Here is a 15,140-nt window from a genome sequence, read left to right as displayed (position 1 = left end):
TATACCCAAACGACTTGGGTATTTAATTATCTCATTCTATTTCTGTGACTCATCCACTGAACCACTTAAAAGCTCATCTTTCACAACTTTAGTGTTAACACTCTTTGTTTCCAACCTGCTCCCCTCTGGGGCAAGCTCAGAAGTAGAATCGATATCGGTGTCAGTCTCTATATCTCTTAATGTATTATTGAGCGCTGCTTTTACAGCTAACTCTTCAGCTAATTGCCCCTCGCGGGTATATTCAGGTAGCAACTGTTCAACACTATATTCGACTTCTGCTTCAGATCCCTTTGTCCAGCGACTCGAAGGTACCTTAACTTTAGCCTTAATTCTAGATAATTCAAAGCCTTCTGGCAAAGTGACTTCGGCATCTAAAATCTGAAAATATCGAAAACTAAAATCAAGCAAGTGCTTGTTATCCAGCAATTGTGCTACGTCGAGCTCAACGATTTTTCCATCCTGAACACCGACTAAGATAATAGACGATTTCCCTTTGAGGGACTGTTTACGCTTTTGCAACTGAGTGAGAATGAGTTGAAGCCGATATTGTCTGGCTAAAAGACCTGGGGTTAACTCTACCGCCTCAATAGAAACGCCATCAGCACTGTTCTCCGGAGCCATAATACTGCGGTAAAACCTAAGTTCTCTCTCTAACTCACGCTGCTTATGATGCTGTTCAGCAAACATCTGCTGCATCTTATCACTGCTTTCTCGCTCCAATACCAGTTCTAAATTCCTAGATGCCAGAGTTTGAGCCTGAACGCTGAGCTGTTTTGCCCATTTATCAATCTCTTCTGTGTTACTCTGTTGCTTAGGTTGATTGTGATCGAACCAAAGGCTGATACTCAAGCCTCCAACGGTAAAAGCCACGAGTATCAAAAGTAAAAGATACACACTCGATGGTCTGATCTTACGCTCAATCACTTGCATACGATCGACCCAACGATGATAATTTGGCATTAACTAACAACCTCTTCTCTAAATGGTTTTAATGATGTTTTAACTTTTGTCTCATCAAGCATGATAAAAACAAAAGATAATCTGGAAGGCACTTTTGCTGTATCGACTCAATAAAATCCGTGTTCAATGGCAGAAATACCTGAACTCTGAACTTAAAGATACCCTATCTCAGGCAAAGGTCAGTCTACAGCTGTCACTGCTCGCCTTACTATTCGCGCTGATGGCATCTGCTGTGATCATAATATTTCGCTTATTGCTTCAGTGGATTAACACCTATACCCAGACCAGCGAGTTGGATTTTACTGAGGTAATCGACGACTGGCGAGTTTTATTACCCCTCATCGGCTCAGTTTTGATCTGGATTGTCGCCCGAATGACCTCAAAACGTTATAAACGTATGGGGATCGCCTATGTATTACATAGGGTTAAGTTACATTATGGCAAGCTACCACTGCAAACGGCTCCGAGCCAATTTTTTCAGGCGCTATTTGCCCTATCCGCTAACTTTTCAGTCGGATTAGAGGGGCCCGTTATTCATTTGGGAGCCGTCACAGCCAGTGTCATGGCTGAAAAATTCAAATTGCCAGATAACAGTGTCCGCATAATTTGCTCCAGTGGTATTGCAGCGGGAATTGCCGCCACTTTCAATACCCCCCTCGCTGCGGTTATTTTCGTCTTCGAAGTGATTTTACGAGAATACAAAGCTCATTATTTTCTTCCCATTATCATCGCAGCAATTTGTGGCACGGTATCATCGCAACTTGTCTTCGGAAACATTCACGAATACGATCAAATCGGCATTATCGACATTCCGCTATCTCAATACCCTATACTGGCTATTTGTGGTGTGATCTTAGGCTGTGTTGCCGCGCTCTTTAATGCCTCTTTATTAAAAGTGACAGCGACAGGTCAACACTGGCCACTTATCTACCGATTGTTACTCGCGGGGATCATCACCACGATTGTCGGCTTACTCATTCCTGAAGCTTTAGGCAGTGGCCAACTCACTATCACACAAGCAATCAATGAACACCCCAGCATTATATTTTTGTGCGCGCTTTTAGTGTGTAAAATGATCGCCACCATTGCCGCAATAGGCCTAGCAGTACCCGGTGGAATGATTGGCCCTCTGTATGGCGTCGGGGCGCTCGTTGGAGCAATATTAGCCCTTGCCAGTGCTCTGTTTTTTCCCTCTATCGCCCCCTATATTGGTTTTTACACCATTATTGGAATGATCACCATTATGGGCGTTTGTCTAAGTGCACCACTGGCCGCACTCGTTGCCTTACTTGAGATGACCAATAATCCGTCTATAATTCTGCCGGCTATGTTTGTCAGTATCCCCGCCTTTCTGGTTGCTAATAAAGTCTTTAATACGACCTCTTTACTCTTAAGGCAGTTAGACATCATGGGATTAGACTATAAGGTCTCAGCGGTTAAGCTGGCACTGCAGAAAATCGGTGTCCGCGCCTTAATGGATAAACGCATGGTCATCGTCACCGATAACAACGAGCTGTTACTTGAGGTACTCAAACGCGCCGAGGGCCGGTCAGTGTTAGTGCGCAACGCACAAGAACAGATGGAGATGTTGCAGTTAGAGATGCAGCAATCAGATTCAGACAGCTCTCTCACCCGCCATCCCATCAAAGGTCTCCCTGATACCGCAACACTTAATGAGGTCTATGAGATACTCTCCCCTAAACGACGAGGCGAGGTCTATATCTATCAAGAGCATAGAAACAACATTGTCGGCGTTATCGGCTGGACCGCATTACTGAAGGTGATACGTTCGGACCAAGGTTGAGCTAACTTGTCGGATAACAAGTTTCTAATATCATTTTACTTGGAACCGTTTAGCCTTTTTGATATTTAGCCATGCTCAGATTGTCTTCTATTATATGTATCGAAGAATAACATGTTATACACAATTAACATGTTATTATTGTTGCAATTACATAATCATAAAACGAGAGAGTGGTCACAATAATATATAGTTTTTTATAGGATATTTACTCCTCTATCCTATAAAAATGAGAGTGTAAATGAAAAAATCAATTTTAATGGCTGCTTTGTTATGTGGTCTAACGGGTTCGGCTGTCGCTGGAGCTCACGAAAGTCTTACGTTTGAAATGAAGGATTTAACCACTGGAAAAATAGTCGGTGACATCGTTGTTGATAAAAGCCAATACGGTGTGATTTTTACACCTCATTTAGACAAACTATCACCAGGTCTTCATGGCTTTCACGTTCATCAAAACCCTAATTGTGGTGAAAGCATGAAAAACGGCAAGACAATCGTAGGTGGAGCTGCTGGTGGGCACTATGATCCTGAAAAAAATAATAAACATGGTTACCCTTGGGGGGCAGGTAATCATAAGGGCGATCTACCCGCTCTTTATGTAGATCTTAAAGGTCAAGCTCACAACCCTGTCTTAGCACCGAAGTTGACGCTTGAAGAGTTGCAAGGACGTTCACTCATGATCCATGTAGGCGGTGATAACCATTCCGATCATCCTATGGCGCTTGGTGGTGGAGGCTCTAGAATGGTGTGCGGTACTATTAAGTAGCTATTGCTAATTTGGGACGTAAGCCTCGCTTAGCGAGGCTTTTTTATACTGAATTAACAGCTTATATATGATTACCGATGTGATTACCGATAAAACTCACTTTTGGACAAAAGCTTGCTGACTTGCCTGATAGCAAGTTTCAAATATCTTTTTAGCTTGGGTTCATTTAGCTAAATTCGTATTTGGTTATTGCCAGATAGGCATAGCTTCGTTGATATCTATTGCTTGCAGCAGGCCTTATGTGTAAATACTTCTATGACACGGCGCAAGTATATCCCTATAGCCTCTACGACAGCGTCCATGCTGTCGAAGGTCATAGCCGCATTCACACCTGATTGTTTATCTCTTCGAATTAGGCTTTGTCGTTATTACTCATTTCTGGACAAAAGTGCGTTAGAACTGAGGCTCTAAAACTGGGCTTTGAGATTAGGAAATGGGCTCTTCTCCGCTTACATGACCTTACTTCTTCCGCTAAATCGTTTTGGGGCATTTCCGTGTTAGTGACTTACTCAGACAAGTCAAAATCGAAGAGATAAATTATCAGGTGTAGGTGCGGCTACGAGTTTTGACAGCATGGAAGCTGCCGTAAAGCCCACAGGGATGTGCTAGTGGCGTCTCGTAGAAGTATCTGCACATTCCCCCGCTGGAGGCGATAGGCAACCATGAAGGTACGAGCTTCAAGCACACCTGCAAATACCAAACTAGCCAGAAGCTAAATAAGAGAATGTAATCAGTCTTCATTCGAAGGTTAGCTAACTTTGGAGCAGAAATGATTTACAAAGCCTTACTTAATACAGCCAAATCGAAGAGATAAACTATCAGGTCCAAGTGAGCACGAGGACTTCGATTTCAGGGTGAGGTATCGCGAAGTGATACTCTTCGAACGAGAGGCTGGGACGCCGAACTGGCCGTTTAACAGGGAGGTTATTGGAAATCGCAGAGCGCTAATGAATGACTCTTATTAAATCAAGAACCAGCGTACCGAGGGATTACTTGCACGTAAGGTCGTTCTTTCACATCTGACCCATAGGGATATGGGAAATGTATGGTGTAGGGAACATCATCGACCATGTGATCACGACATTGCTGCATCCATGCACGGCACCGGTTGCAAGCGATAGATCACAATGAAGCTCAGACCTTCAAACACACCACCCAATACCAACTCAGCCAGAAGCTAAACCAGAAAATGTAACCAACCTTCATTCGAAGGTTGGTAAACTTAGTGTTAGTTCACATAAATTCTGGGGTTAGTTTGACCCCATTGAGTGTATATTTCAGGGAAGATAACATCAGCATTTTTTTCGAACTCTGGGGCTAAGATGCTTTCCATACCTTGGTGTCCAAACAGAACAACTTCATCACCCTCTTTAATTCCCGACAAGTCAGTGACATCAATCATCGATGTGTTCATCGAGATCACTCCTATCACTTTTGATCGTTGGCCATTAACCAACACATCGGCTCTATTGCCCATTTTTCGAGGGAAGGAGTCACTGTAGCCGACAGGTAGGTTTGCAAGTGTCGATTTTCTCGCTAGCGTCACGGTAGAGTCATAACCCACGGTTGCGCCCTTGGGAAGATCGATCAGAGCGGCAATGCGAGTTTTAAAAGTGAAGATAGGAGGGAATTCTGGGTTTGTCGGTTGATCACCAAACAGAACACCGCCTGGACGTACCATATCAAAGTGGGCTTCAGGGACATTCAATGCGACGAATGAGTTACCAGAATGAATGGTAACGGTATCACGGTTTAAGCTTGAGTATTTGATAATATCTAATGCACTATTGTAGAACGACTTAGACTTAACAAGTACTTCATCGCGGTCATAATTAGGGAAATGAGTCATGATACCAACAACATCAAGATCCACTGTTGTCGCGATCTGCACAGCCTCATCCATGCCCGTTTTAGTCGTTACATCAACACCATTTCGTCCCATTCCACCGCTATTCAAAACCAGATGAACCTTGATAGCTTTACCCAATTTAGCGGCAATATCTGACAGAAGCTTTGCTTGATTTATATCACCCACAAACTCCTCTACATCGTATTGTAACGTGTCGCTGATTTCAGCAATTGAAGCAGAACGAACACGCATCAAACTCCCTTTAAATCCGGCGTTGCGCACAATACGTATCTCTTCATTACTGGTTACACCAATACAGGGAATATTGTTTGCCAGAATAATAGGCATCAAGCCTGCGATACCGTTGCCGTAAGCATCAGCTTTCATAATTGCACATACTTTCACATCAGGCTTAATGTGCTTTTTTAGATCCTTAATGTTGGTATCAAATTGCGTAAGGTTAACCTCTAACCAACTGTTTGCTGCTTGTACCACTTCAACAGGTGATACACCATCGGTCGGTAGAAATGGGGCGGCTACTGTAGAGTAAGAACAAATGGATGTGATAAACATGGCTATAACTGTGCGTTTTGTATTCATAACTGTCTGATTAGTAAGTTTTATATTATTACTATAACGCAAGGTTTGAGCCATGTCTGTGGGGTTTGTCTAACATTAATAAGGTCTGCAGCGTGTTATCTCGCCATGACAATCGACGTCTGACAGACGTCTACACATATCGCATCGTTACCTCGACCTGAACAGACCATTTCTACTCCGCGTAGCTAGGTGTAGCACCTTGGGCTAGTTTCAAACGTGTCCACAAATTCATGTTGATGACAATTGCAGCCAGCTCGGCCATCTCTTTGTCAGAAAAGTAGTGCTTAGCCTGCTGATGAACTTCTTGAAAATTGGAGTCCACCCCATGGGTAAGGCGATCACAATACCGCAAAGCAGCTTTCTCTTGCTCGCCATACAGCTCTGATTCCCAGTAACTGGCTAAATTATCAATTTTAGCCAGATCAATCCCTACCTCACGTGCAGTTTTGGTATGTAAGATAAGGCAATAGGAACACTGATTAACTTGTGCGACTCGCAAACGCACAAGCTGAGCTAAGTTTTTATCAAAATCCAAATCTGCCGTATAACCAAAAGCTTTTGCCATCTGTTTGGCTTGCTCATGAAAAGGGGTTAAGTCGGGATCGAAACGCGTATTTTTAAAAATTACATCAGTCATCTTCTTTCCTATCAGGTTAAGTGGACTTATTAACTTCTACCATCGCTGAAACACTGTAGCATAAAGCAACAAGGTGAGCCTGAAGACGATTCAACACTCTCCTCATAAACAGTAATCGCATTGTGTTAATAACAAATCCTGAAGCGTTTAATCAACTTAAAGTAAAGGAGCAGTGAGCCTTACTTTGAAGGCTCACTGGCTTTGGTGTTACAAGATATAGCCGCTCTCTTCATGTTCAGATTGATCTAAACCTGTGATCTCTTGTTCAGTACTGACTCTTAAGCCATTGAGCAATTTGCCGATAATAATAAACAGCACCCAAGAGACAATAGCGGTATAGGTGAATGTGGCGACGACACCAATAAGCTGCACGCCAAGTTGATCTAGCATGGTCTCATTTCCGTCGGCGAAACCGTAACCACTGAATACCCCAAGCTGTGTTGAACTAAAAACGCCTGCCAATAAAGTGCCCAGAACGCCACCAACACCGTGTACTGGGAAAACATCTAATGAGTCATCTATCTTCAATTTTTGCTTAATATAGACAGTAGAGTAAAAACATACGATGCCCCCCAAGAGACCGATCACCAGCGCCCCTCCTGGGCCAACATATCCAGATGCAGGGGTAATGGTGCCAAGTCCAGCCACCATACCGGTCACAATCCCCAGGGCACTGGGTTTACCAAACTTAATCCACTCTATTGCAGCCCAAGTCATGGCGCCCATGGACGCTGCTAAATGTGTCACTAAAATGGCCATCGCTGCAGTTCCGTTAGCACCTAAAGCGCTTCCCCCGTTAAAGCCGTACCAACCGACCCATAACATGCCAGCACCGGTCACGGTCATCGTTAGGTTGTGAGGCATAATAGCTGAATTGAGGAAGCCTTTACGCGGCCCCAGCACTTTTGCAGCAACCAGTGCTGCAACACCGGCGGTAATGTGCACGACGGTGCCACCAGCAAAATCATATAGACCTAACTCGGCTAACCAGCCTCCTCCCCACACCCAGTGCGTTATTGGGGCATAAACCAGTAACAACCAAGCACCTGTAAATAACATAACAGCAGAGAATTTCATTCGTTCTGCGAAGCCACCAATGATCAAAGCGGGAGTAATAATCGCAAAAGTCATCTGAAACAACATAAACAACGGCTCAGGAATATCGCCGACCAGATCATCTCTACCGATACCGGCTAACATCATCTTATCGAATCCACCGACAAAACCATTTCCGCTATCAAATGCCAACGAATAACCCAACACAAACCAGATCACCGAAGCGAGACCTGCAATTGAAAAACATTGCATAAGAATCGAGAGCACGTTTTTACTGCGAACTAATCCACCATAAAACAGGGCTAAACCCGGTAATGTCATTAACAACACTAAAGCTGATGAACTTAATACCCAAGCGGTATTTGCACCATTAAATCCGCTATCTTCAGCCAAAGAGGGGAAAGATAACAAGCTAAAACTAATCAGGAAACACCATTTAATCCACTTCATTTAAATTGCCTCATCACCTTCTTCAGACGTTCTAATTCGGACAACTTGCTCAAGTGGTGAAACAAATATTTTTCCGTCACCAATTTTACCGGTATTAGCGGCGGCAATAATCGCTGCTATCACTTCATCTTCATGGCCACTGGAAATGGCAATTTCCAATTTGATTTTTGGTAGGAAATCGACAGAATACTCTGCACCTCGATAGAGCTCTGCGTGCCCTTTTTGACGCCCAAACCCTTTAACTTCAGTGACCGTCAAGCCTTGAACGCCCAATGTAGAAAGCGCCTCTCGGACATCATCCAATTTAAAAGGTTTAATGATTGCGGTGATAAGTTTCAATGCCATCTCCCATAATATGTACAACAAATATAAGGGAAGGCTAAAGCAGGAATCAGGCCATTAACGAAAAATCTATATTTTCAATACATTGAAGAAGAAGTGGGTTTTATTAGTCCATTGCAATGCATCAGGATGGTGCATAAAAAGTGAGACCGCACATTCACAGTGCACGCCTTTGCACCTTTGCACCTTTGCCACATAAAAGTGCAGCAAGGTCATTGATAATACCAATCGGTATTAAAGATGTGTTTGCCAAAAAGACTCTGAGTAGATCACTTTCTTATACCGATTGGTATGATAATGAGGAAGATAAAGAGAAGCCTGCCATAATGGCAGGCTTAACTGATAGAAGCTTAGTTGATGTTAACTTATGCCTGCTTCGATTTAACCCTTAGGTTCAACACCTCAACCGCAATAGAGAAGCCCATAGCAAAGTAGATGTAACCTTTAGGAATATGCACACCGAAACCTTCAGCCAGCAGGGTAAAGCCAATTAAAGTGAGGAAAGTTAATGCTAACATCTTCACTGTTGGGTGCTTCTCAACGAAATCGCCCACTGATTTAGCAGCAAACATCATCACCCCGACAGCAATCACAATCGCGAGTATCATCACTTCAACATCATCGGCCATGCCAACAGCGGTGATAACCGAGTCCAATGAAAACACGATATCTAAGATAGCTATCTGAATCAGTGTAAAGAAGAAACCACTGCTTCTAACTTTAGGCGCTTCCTCACTCTCTCCTTCTAAGCAGGCATGTATCTCAGTGGTGCTCTTATAAATAAGAAAGAGTCCACCAAACAACAAGATAAGATCTCGTCCTGAAACTGCATGGTCCATTACATTAAAGAAGGGCTCGGTTAGTTTCATCACCCATGCAATAGAAAGCAGCAATAGTATACGGGAGAGCATAGCTAAACCTAAGCCTAAATTACGGGCACGTTTTCTCTGATGTTCCGGTAGCCTAGCCACTAATATGCTGATAAATATAATATTATCAATACCTAAGACTATTTCTAGCAAGGTTAATGTTAATAACGCCATCCAGACATTGGGATCGAGCAGCAGTTCCATTTTTAAATTCCAGAGTTAAAAATACGGATCATGTCCATTAGATGAGCTGAACACGATTAAGGTGTAGGTGTCATAGTCAGGAAAGCATAGCAAACTCGCTGTGCAGATATAGTCATATCCAAGGATAGCGTCTCAATAAAGCACTATAAAATAACCGAAGTTAAGTAAACTAAGTCTTGTAATGGTCAATCAGGGGGATTAATCTGGCTACTTTAACTAAGCCTATATTAATTAATAATTAACAGAAGATGTAAGTTTATTAATGATTCGAAATAGTTAATAGGGGACTCTTAGTACCTGATGTATAGTACTGTAAAATTTATTCAGAATAATCAGTTCAGTTCCAATTATCAAAAGTTATGCTCACCCTAAGCAAACTACTTTGAGCACAATATCAACCCTCTTTAGGAACACTAAGAATGCTAGATTCATTTATTGCAGTACTCTCCGCCCTGTGGCAGCAAGATTTTGCATTGCTGCAAAGTCCCGGCAGTGCAACAATGATCTACCTATGTGTCTTTTCGCTTATCTGGCTAGAAAGTGCCTTCCTTCCCGCCGCACCAATGCCATGTGACAGTGTTGTTATCCTGTCTGGCAGCTTAGCTGCCGCTGGCATTATTAGCCTACCATTTGTCTTTGTGCTCTTAGTCGTTGCCGCCGCTACCGGCAGTTGGTTAGCATTTATACAGGGACGTTGGTTACATAAATTACCCAAAATTCAAAAGTGGATAGATGCTGTACCAGAAAAACGCATGAAGACAGTGGATAATTTACTCAATCGTCATGGCTTACTGGCACTGTTTACCGCCCGTTTTATTCCTGTAGTCCGTCCTTTATTGCCTTTAATGATGGGATTGCATATTAAAAAAGTGTCTCATTTCCATTATTTTGCTTGGCTCAGTGCTGGCAGCTGGTGTGCTTTACTGATTGGTGTTGGCTATGCCCTCTCTTTTCTACCAGAGAAGATTGCTAAAGTGGTCACTATGGGACTGATGGTCGCGCCTTTTTTAACACTAGCGATTGCCATCATCAGCTTATTAACCAGTTACCTTCTCAAAAGAATACGAACAGTTAAACCGATTTAAACTCTACTTAAATAACAGTATCTCTTTATAAAAAAGCCGGAGCTAACCACTCCGGCTTTCATCTATAGTCTGCTAACGTTAAGTGCCGACAGCAAATCGCTGCGCTTTATATTGCGGGTTCATCAAGTTTTCAATTGAGAATATCTCATCGAGTTCCTCCACTGAAAGTAAACCTCGCTCCAAAACGACTTCTCGTACACTTTTTCCAGTTTCGACGCAAATCTTACCGATAATATCGCCCTCATGGTGACCAATAAATGGATTCAAGTAAGTAATAATGCCAATAGAATTAAGCACAAAATCCTGACAAACCTGACGATTAGCAGTGATCCCCTTAATGCACTTATCATTAAGAGTAATACACGCATTTTCGAGCAGCGATAAAGATTCAAACAAACTCTGACCTATCACTGGCTCCATGACATTAAGCTGTAGTTGACCCGCTTCTGCCGCCATCGTAATGGTGAGATCGTTACCACAAACTTTAAAGGCCACCTGATTGACCACTTCTGGAATAACAGGATTTACCTTAGCAGGCATAATCGAAGAACCCGCCTGCATTTGAGGTAGGTTAATCTCATTGAATCCACAGCGAGGGCCAGAAGAGAGCAGGCGAAGATCATTACAGATCTTAGAGAGTTTAATCGCGAAACGTTTTAGACCACTGGACAACATCACATAAGCGCCACAATCTGAAGTCGCCTCAATCAAGTCATCTGCAGGCACAAAAGCATGACCAGTGATCTCTGCCAGTTTTTTGATAGCTAATTGAGAGTAGCCCTCTGGCGTATTAAGACCGGTGCCAATCGCTGTCGCACCTAAGTTGACCTCGAGCAATAACTCCTGACAACGTTTAATACTCTTAATCTCCTCCTTTAAGGTGACACCAAATGCGCGGAACTCTTGACCTAAAGTCATCGGCACCGCATCTTGCAACTGTGTACGTCCCATCTTTAATACATCATCAAACTCTGACGATTTAGTCATAAAGGTATCAATCAGCACTGTTAGTACAGCTAACACTGAATCGGTACGCTCAAACAAGGCAACTCTAAATCCTGTTGGGTAGGCATCATTGGTACTTTGAGACTTATTCACATGATCATTGGGATTGATATACTGATAACAGCCCTTTGCGTGCCCTAATTGAATTAACGCAATATTCGCAATCACCTCGTTAGTATTCATGTTCACCGATGTGCCTGCACCGCCCTGAAATACATCTATCGGAAATTGATCGTAAAACCGCTCACTCGCTAATAAGGTGTCACACGCTCTACCAATCGCTTTGGCAATATCTGGGGATATAGTACCGAGTTCTCCATTCGCCAAGGCCGCTGCTTTCTTAGTCATCACCATGCCACGAATAAACTCAGGACAATCCCCAATCCTCTCACTGCTGATGTTAAAATTTTCCATCGCCCTAAGAGTATGGATACCGTAATAGGCCTCCTTCGGGATTAATTTCTCCCCCAGCAGATCCGTCTCTAAACGTGTTTCTTGATTGTGGTTTGAGTACACTAGCGTCATGGCTAAATTCACTTCTACTTGTGATTAATGCTTAGATGAAATGACATAATTAATCGTATAAAAACGTGAGGCTTTTTGCTTATTAATACCGGAATATATCGATCGATATCACACCAATTATGTCATCAGAATTTACTGTCCAAACAAGGGTAACATTGACATGAAACGGCTTAAATACCTTTTATGAAATACGCCATTATTTATCTAATCTATGACAACGGCATCAAGCACGCCAATGGATGTTCCTAAACCCTAGTCAATCAAGAGCTGCCCACCATTTGACTTAGTATCAATCAACATGGCTTTAACAAACACAATTAAAAGTTATCAGAAACCCATTTCCTTCAGCAAAAATATAATCATTGCCTAAGCCACCTATCTCGCTAAACTTTAACATTATCAACTGTTTTAAAAGGTTTTTCATTTCATTTTTATAATTTTTTATAACTTTTTACATACCCAACATCGTATTTAAAGGTAACGTAACCACCTATAGCAAAGCCGAGTTAAAAACATTGATGTAAATCAATTAAAAGCAAATAAAGTGAATCTCGTTTACTTGCGAATAAGCGACCGAGCTGAAATAAGTAGTGAAGGAAGGTTATGGGTATAAATAAGAATCAAAAAGGTCCTGTTATGAAGACCTTCAGTGTCACATTGGCTTTATCTCTGATGCTATTTTGTGGCACAAGTTCAGCGGCGACAGACCAAGATCTATTGAATATGTGTAAAGCTTGCCACGGTAAAGATGGAAGCAGTGAGTTTCCCTCTATCCCTAACCTCAAATGGCAAAATGCAGCCTATATGGTGCAACAGTTAGAACAATTTAAAACTGGCCAACGCCAAGATGAAACAATGACTAAAGTCGCCAACCTACTCACAACTGAGCAGATGAAAGCGATGGCTGACCACTTCAATCAAGGCAAGGAAGAGTAACAATGACTATCGATAGACGTAAATTTTTAAAAGGCGCAGTAGCCACTTCAGTCACAGCAATGCTACCGCTTAACTGGGCATTTGCTCAGAACCGCCCTGCAGGAATGGCCACTCTCGATGTATCTGCCGTTACTTGGTCGAAAGTAGAAGATCTTCCTGAACATTTTAAAGTGCTTAACTCGAGTCCGTTAAACGCCTTTCCACCAGAACACCTACTTGCCCCGGTAAAAACACCTGCCGATGTCGCCTTTATTCGTTGGAATGGCCAAATGCCTGACTTTGAGAGTATCGATCCTGACACTTGGGAGTTCGCTGTCGACGGTGAGTCTATTGAAACCCCAAAGACTTACACTATTGCCGAACTCAAGCGCAAGTTCAAAACCCATACTCAACAGCTAGTGCTTGAATGTGGTGGTAACAGTCGTGAGAACTTCTACCCTAATGCTAAAGGAAACCAGTGGAGTAATACTGCAGTTTTTTGTGCTGAGTGGACCGGTGTATTGGTTAAAGATGTATTAGCCGATTGCGGTGTTAAGAGCAATGCTGTGTATACCGCTCACTATGGCGCAGATAAGCACATCAGTGGTAAAGGCGCGGCGATTTCCCGTGGTGTACCTATCGAAGCCGCAATGAATGAAAACGCCATGATAGCCTGGGACATGAATGGCGAAGCGATCCCTTACATGCACGGCTACCCACTGCGTATCGTCTTTGGCGGTCGTCCAGGTTCTGTCTCACAAAAGTGTGCTACCGGTATGGGCGTACGTGATCGTGTTCACGACGGTAAGAAGATGGGCGCACCGGCTTATCAGGTACCTAAACACCCTGTTGCTCCGGGTGAGAAAGTCGACAGCAAAGACTTTAAAATCATTGAAGAGATGATCGTTAAGTCGCTTATCACTTCGCCGCAAACTGGTGGTGAACTCACGCTAGGTAAAGTACTTGAAGTCAGCGGCCATGCATGGGCTGGTGTTCGTGACGTCACGAAAGTGGAAGTGAGCTATGACTATGGCACGACTTGGCAAACAGCCTCTTTAACTAAGCCTGTAAACCCAATGGCCTGGCAGCAATGGAACATAAACCTAAACTTACCTCAAACTGGTTATTACGAGATCTGGGCTAGAGCAACTGACACAAAAGGCGATAGTCAGCCTATGGTTCAACCACAATGGAACCCCAAGGGCTACCTATTTAACGGTTGCCATAGAGTTGCTGTAAGGGTCGTATAATGAAAAAATACCTTTATGTATTTGCTTTGTTATTCGGTACCTGCAGTTTTGGTGCCGCTGCCGCCGAACAGTACCCGGTAGATAAGGCCACAGGTCTTATCATGGCTCCGGGCTGGGAAATCGTTAAAAACCAATGTAATGCTTGCCACACCAGTTTGATTATTCCACAAAACGTGGGCAGCCGAGAAGTATGGCGCGATACGATACAGTGGATGATCGACACCCAAGGTTTATGGGAGCTTAATGAGACTTGGGATCCTGTTCTCGATTATCTGGAAACTTATTACAATGAATCGGGTATCGACATGAGAATTTTTAGGCGTAAACCATTAGAAGCCGCCCAGATGCCCCCTCTTCCACTACACAGGGAGCAGGAATAATGGCTTTGCTACATACATTAAGTTTAAAAACGTCACTGCTAACCGCTGGGATTCTGTTCTCTTGCTGCAGCTTTGCCACCGCTCCCCTAGTGAGTGCAGAAGCTGAGTTTAGTGAATCTCTGGCCGTATCTGGGCTCAAGTTAAGTAAAGAGGTGTTATCCAAAAAGTTTGACCTTGCCCAAGGTGAAGCGTTAGCCACCACACGCTGCGTCGCCTGTCACGGCAGTGCTATGTTAACCATAATGCCCACTTACCCAAGTTTGATGGGACAAAAAACGGCCTACCTTTTTAAACAACTTATCGAGTTTAAACTCGGAGAACGCACCAATCCTATCATGCAAGCACAAGCGGGAATGTTGTCGGAGGCTGAGATGAAAGATGTGGCTTTCTACTATGCTCAACAGGCACCACTCAACTTGACTAAATAATCGAGTATATGAATCGAA

General features: G+C 43.2%; 14 protein-coding genes. 7 read left to right on the top strand and 7 right to left on the bottom strand.

Features of this window, described 5'->3' with window-relative positions:
* Positions 1-36: 36 nt before the first annotated feature.
* Positions 37-960 (bottom strand): DUF6776 family protein, encoded by a 924-nt coding sequence (locus HWQ47_RS07220; protein ID WP_269970495.1) that lies wholly within the window; start codon positions 958-960, stop codon positions 37-39.
* 94 nt (positions 961-1,054) lie between these two features.
* On the opposite strand from HWQ47_RS07220, the gene HWQ47_RS07215 reads away from it, so the two are divergent.
* On the top strand, positions 1,055-2,764 hold the full coding sequence (locus tag HWQ47_RS07215) for a chloride channel protein (RefSeq protein WP_269970494.1): 1,710 nt from the start codon (positions 1,055-1,057) through the stop codon (positions 2,762-2,764).
* Positions 2,765-3,002: 238 nt separating this feature from the next.
* Positions 3,003-3,527, top strand: a complete 525-nt coding sequence (locus HWQ47_RS07210; RefSeq protein WP_269970493.1) for a superoxide dismutase family protein — start codon at positions 3,003-3,005, stop codon at positions 3,525-3,527.
* Positions 3,528-4,755: 1,228 nt separating this feature from the next.
* Here the strand turns inward: HWQ47_RS07210 and alr are convergent.
* The 5 genes from alr to HWQ47_RS07185 form a co-directional block, all read right to left on the bottom strand.
* Positions 4,756-5,976 carry an alanine racemase gene (alr, locus tag HWQ47_RS07205; RefSeq protein WP_269970492.1) on the bottom strand — a complete coding sequence of 407 codons (1,221 nt, stop codon included), beginning with the start codon at positions 5,974-5,976 and terminating at the stop codon, positions 4,756-4,758.
* 172 nt (positions 5,977-6,148) lie between these two features.
* Complete coding sequence (locus tag HWQ47_RS07200; RefSeq protein WP_269970491.1) at positions 6,149-6,613, bottom strand: carboxymuconolactone decarboxylase family protein; 465 nt, start codon at positions 6,611-6,613, stop codon at positions 6,149-6,151.
* A gap of 207 nt (positions 6,614-6,820) precedes the next feature.
* Positions 6,821-8,119, bottom strand: coding sequence for an ammonium transporter (locus HWQ47_RS07195; RefSeq protein ID WP_269970490.1), 1,299 nt, complete (start codon positions 8,117-8,119; stop codon positions 6,821-6,823).
* A complete protein-coding gene (locus HWQ47_RS07190; RefSeq protein ID WP_269970489.1) occupies positions 8,120-8,458 on the bottom strand; it encodes a P-II family nitrogen regulator in 339 nt (112 codons plus the stop codon).
* Between the two features lie 368 nt (positions 8,459-8,826).
* The gene (locus HWQ47_RS07185) at positions 8,827-9,534 is read right to left on the bottom strand and encodes a TerC family protein (RefSeq protein ID WP_269970488.1); all 708 of its coding nucleotides are present in this window, start codon (positions 9,532-9,534) and stop codon (positions 8,827-8,829) included.
* Positions 9,535-9,953: 419 nt separating this feature from the next.
* Here HWQ47_RS07185 and HWQ47_RS07180 point away from each other — a divergent pair, with 419 nt between their 5' ends.
* A complete protein-coding gene (locus tag HWQ47_RS07180; RefSeq protein WP_269970487.1) occupies positions 9,954-10,619 on the top strand; it encodes a DedA family protein in 666 nt (221 codons plus the stop codon).
* 78 nt (positions 10,620-10,697) lie between these two features.
* On the opposite strand, the gene aspA is transcribed toward HWQ47_RS07180, so the two are convergent.
* Positions 10,698-12,149 (bottom strand): aspartate ammonia-lyase, encoded by a 1,452-nt coding sequence (gene aspA / locus HWQ47_RS07175; RefSeq protein WP_269970486.1) that lies wholly within the window; start codon positions 12,147-12,149, stop codon positions 10,698-10,700.
* A gap of 672 nt (positions 12,150-12,821) precedes the next feature.
* Between aspA and HWQ47_RS07170 the strand changes: the two genes are divergently transcribed.
* Genes HWQ47_RS07170 through HWQ47_RS07155 form a run of 4 tightly spaced genes read left to right on the top strand, consistent with a single transcriptional unit; the run spans position 12,822 to position 15,122 of the window.
* On the top strand, positions 12,822-13,085 hold the full coding sequence (locus HWQ47_RS07170) for a c-type cytochrome (protein WP_269971683.1): 264 nt from the start codon (positions 12,822-12,824) through the stop codon (positions 13,083-13,085).
* A gap of 2 nt (positions 13,086-13,087) precedes the next feature.
* A complete protein-coding gene (locus tag HWQ47_RS07165; RefSeq protein WP_269970485.1) occupies positions 13,088-14,314 on the top strand; it encodes a sulfite oxidase in 1,227 nt (408 codons plus the stop codon).
* Positions 14,314-14,694, top strand: coding sequence for a cytochrome C (locus HWQ47_RS07160; RefSeq protein ID WP_269970484.1), 381 nt, complete (start codon positions 14,314-14,316; stop codon positions 14,692-14,694). The genes HWQ47_RS07165 and HWQ47_RS07160 overlap by 1 nt, the downstream gene beginning before the upstream one ends.
* Positions 14,694-15,122 (top strand): c-type cytochrome, encoded by a 429-nt coding sequence (locus tag HWQ47_RS07155; RefSeq protein WP_269970483.1) that lies wholly within the window; start codon positions 14,694-14,696, stop codon positions 15,120-15,122. The genes HWQ47_RS07160 and HWQ47_RS07155 overlap by 1 nt, the downstream gene beginning before the upstream one ends.
* Positions 15,123-15,140: the final 18 nt, after the last annotated feature.

This window comes from Shewanella sp. MTB7, assembly GCF_027571385.1.
GTDB lineage: Bacteria > Pseudomonadota > Gammaproteobacteria > Enterobacterales > Shewanellaceae > Shewanella.
This window is presented reverse-complemented; position numbering and strand designations above follow the sequence as displayed.

What these genes read in the sequence shown, in the direction of transcription:
- HWQ47_RS07155 (WP_269970483.1), top strand. Translation starts at nt 14,694, where the DNA reads ATGGCTTTGCTACATACATTAAGTTTAAAAACGTCACTGCTAACCGCT.
- aspA (WP_269970486.1), bottom strand. Translation starts at nt 12,149, where the DNA reads ATGACGCTAGTGTACTCAAACCACAATCAAGAAACACGTTTAGAGACG.
- HWQ47_RS07165 (WP_269970485.1), top strand. Translation starts at nt 13,088, where the DNA reads ATGACTATCGATAGACGTAAATTTTTAAAAGGCGCAGTAGCCACTTCA.
- HWQ47_RS07220 (WP_269970495.1), bottom strand. Translation starts at nt 960, where the DNA reads ATGCCAAATTATCATCGTTGGGTCGATCGTATGCAAGTGATTGAGCGT.
- alr (WP_269970492.1), bottom strand. Translation starts at nt 5,976, where the DNA reads ATGAATACAAAACGCACAGTTATAGCCATGTTTATCACATCCATTTGT.
- HWQ47_RS07170 (WP_269971683.1), top strand. Translation starts at nt 12,822, where the DNA reads ATGCTATTTTGTGGCACAAGTTCAGCGGCGACAGACCAAGATCTATTG.
- HWQ47_RS07195 (WP_269970490.1), bottom strand. Translation starts at nt 8,119, where the DNA reads ATGAAGTGGATTAAATGGTGTTTCCTGATTAGTTTTAGCTTGTTATCT.
- HWQ47_RS07185 (WP_269970488.1), bottom strand. Translation starts at nt 9,534, where the DNA reads ATGGAACTGCTGCTCGATCCCAATGTCTGGATGGCGTTATTAACATTA.
- HWQ47_RS07180 (WP_269970487.1), top strand. Translation starts at nt 9,954, where the DNA reads ATGCTAGATTCATTTATTGCAGTACTCTCCGCCCTGTGGCAGCAAGAT.
- HWQ47_RS07160 (WP_269970484.1), top strand. Translation starts at nt 14,314, where the DNA reads ATGAAAAAATACCTTTATGTATTTGCTTTGTTATTCGGTACCTGCAGT.
- HWQ47_RS07200 (WP_269970491.1), bottom strand. Translation starts at nt 6,613, where the DNA reads ATGACTGATGTAATTTTTAAAAATACGCGTTTCGATCCCGACTTAACC.
- HWQ47_RS07210 (WP_269970493.1), top strand. Translation starts at nt 3,003, where the DNA reads ATGAAAAAATCAATTTTAATGGCTGCTTTGTTATGTGGTCTAACGGGT.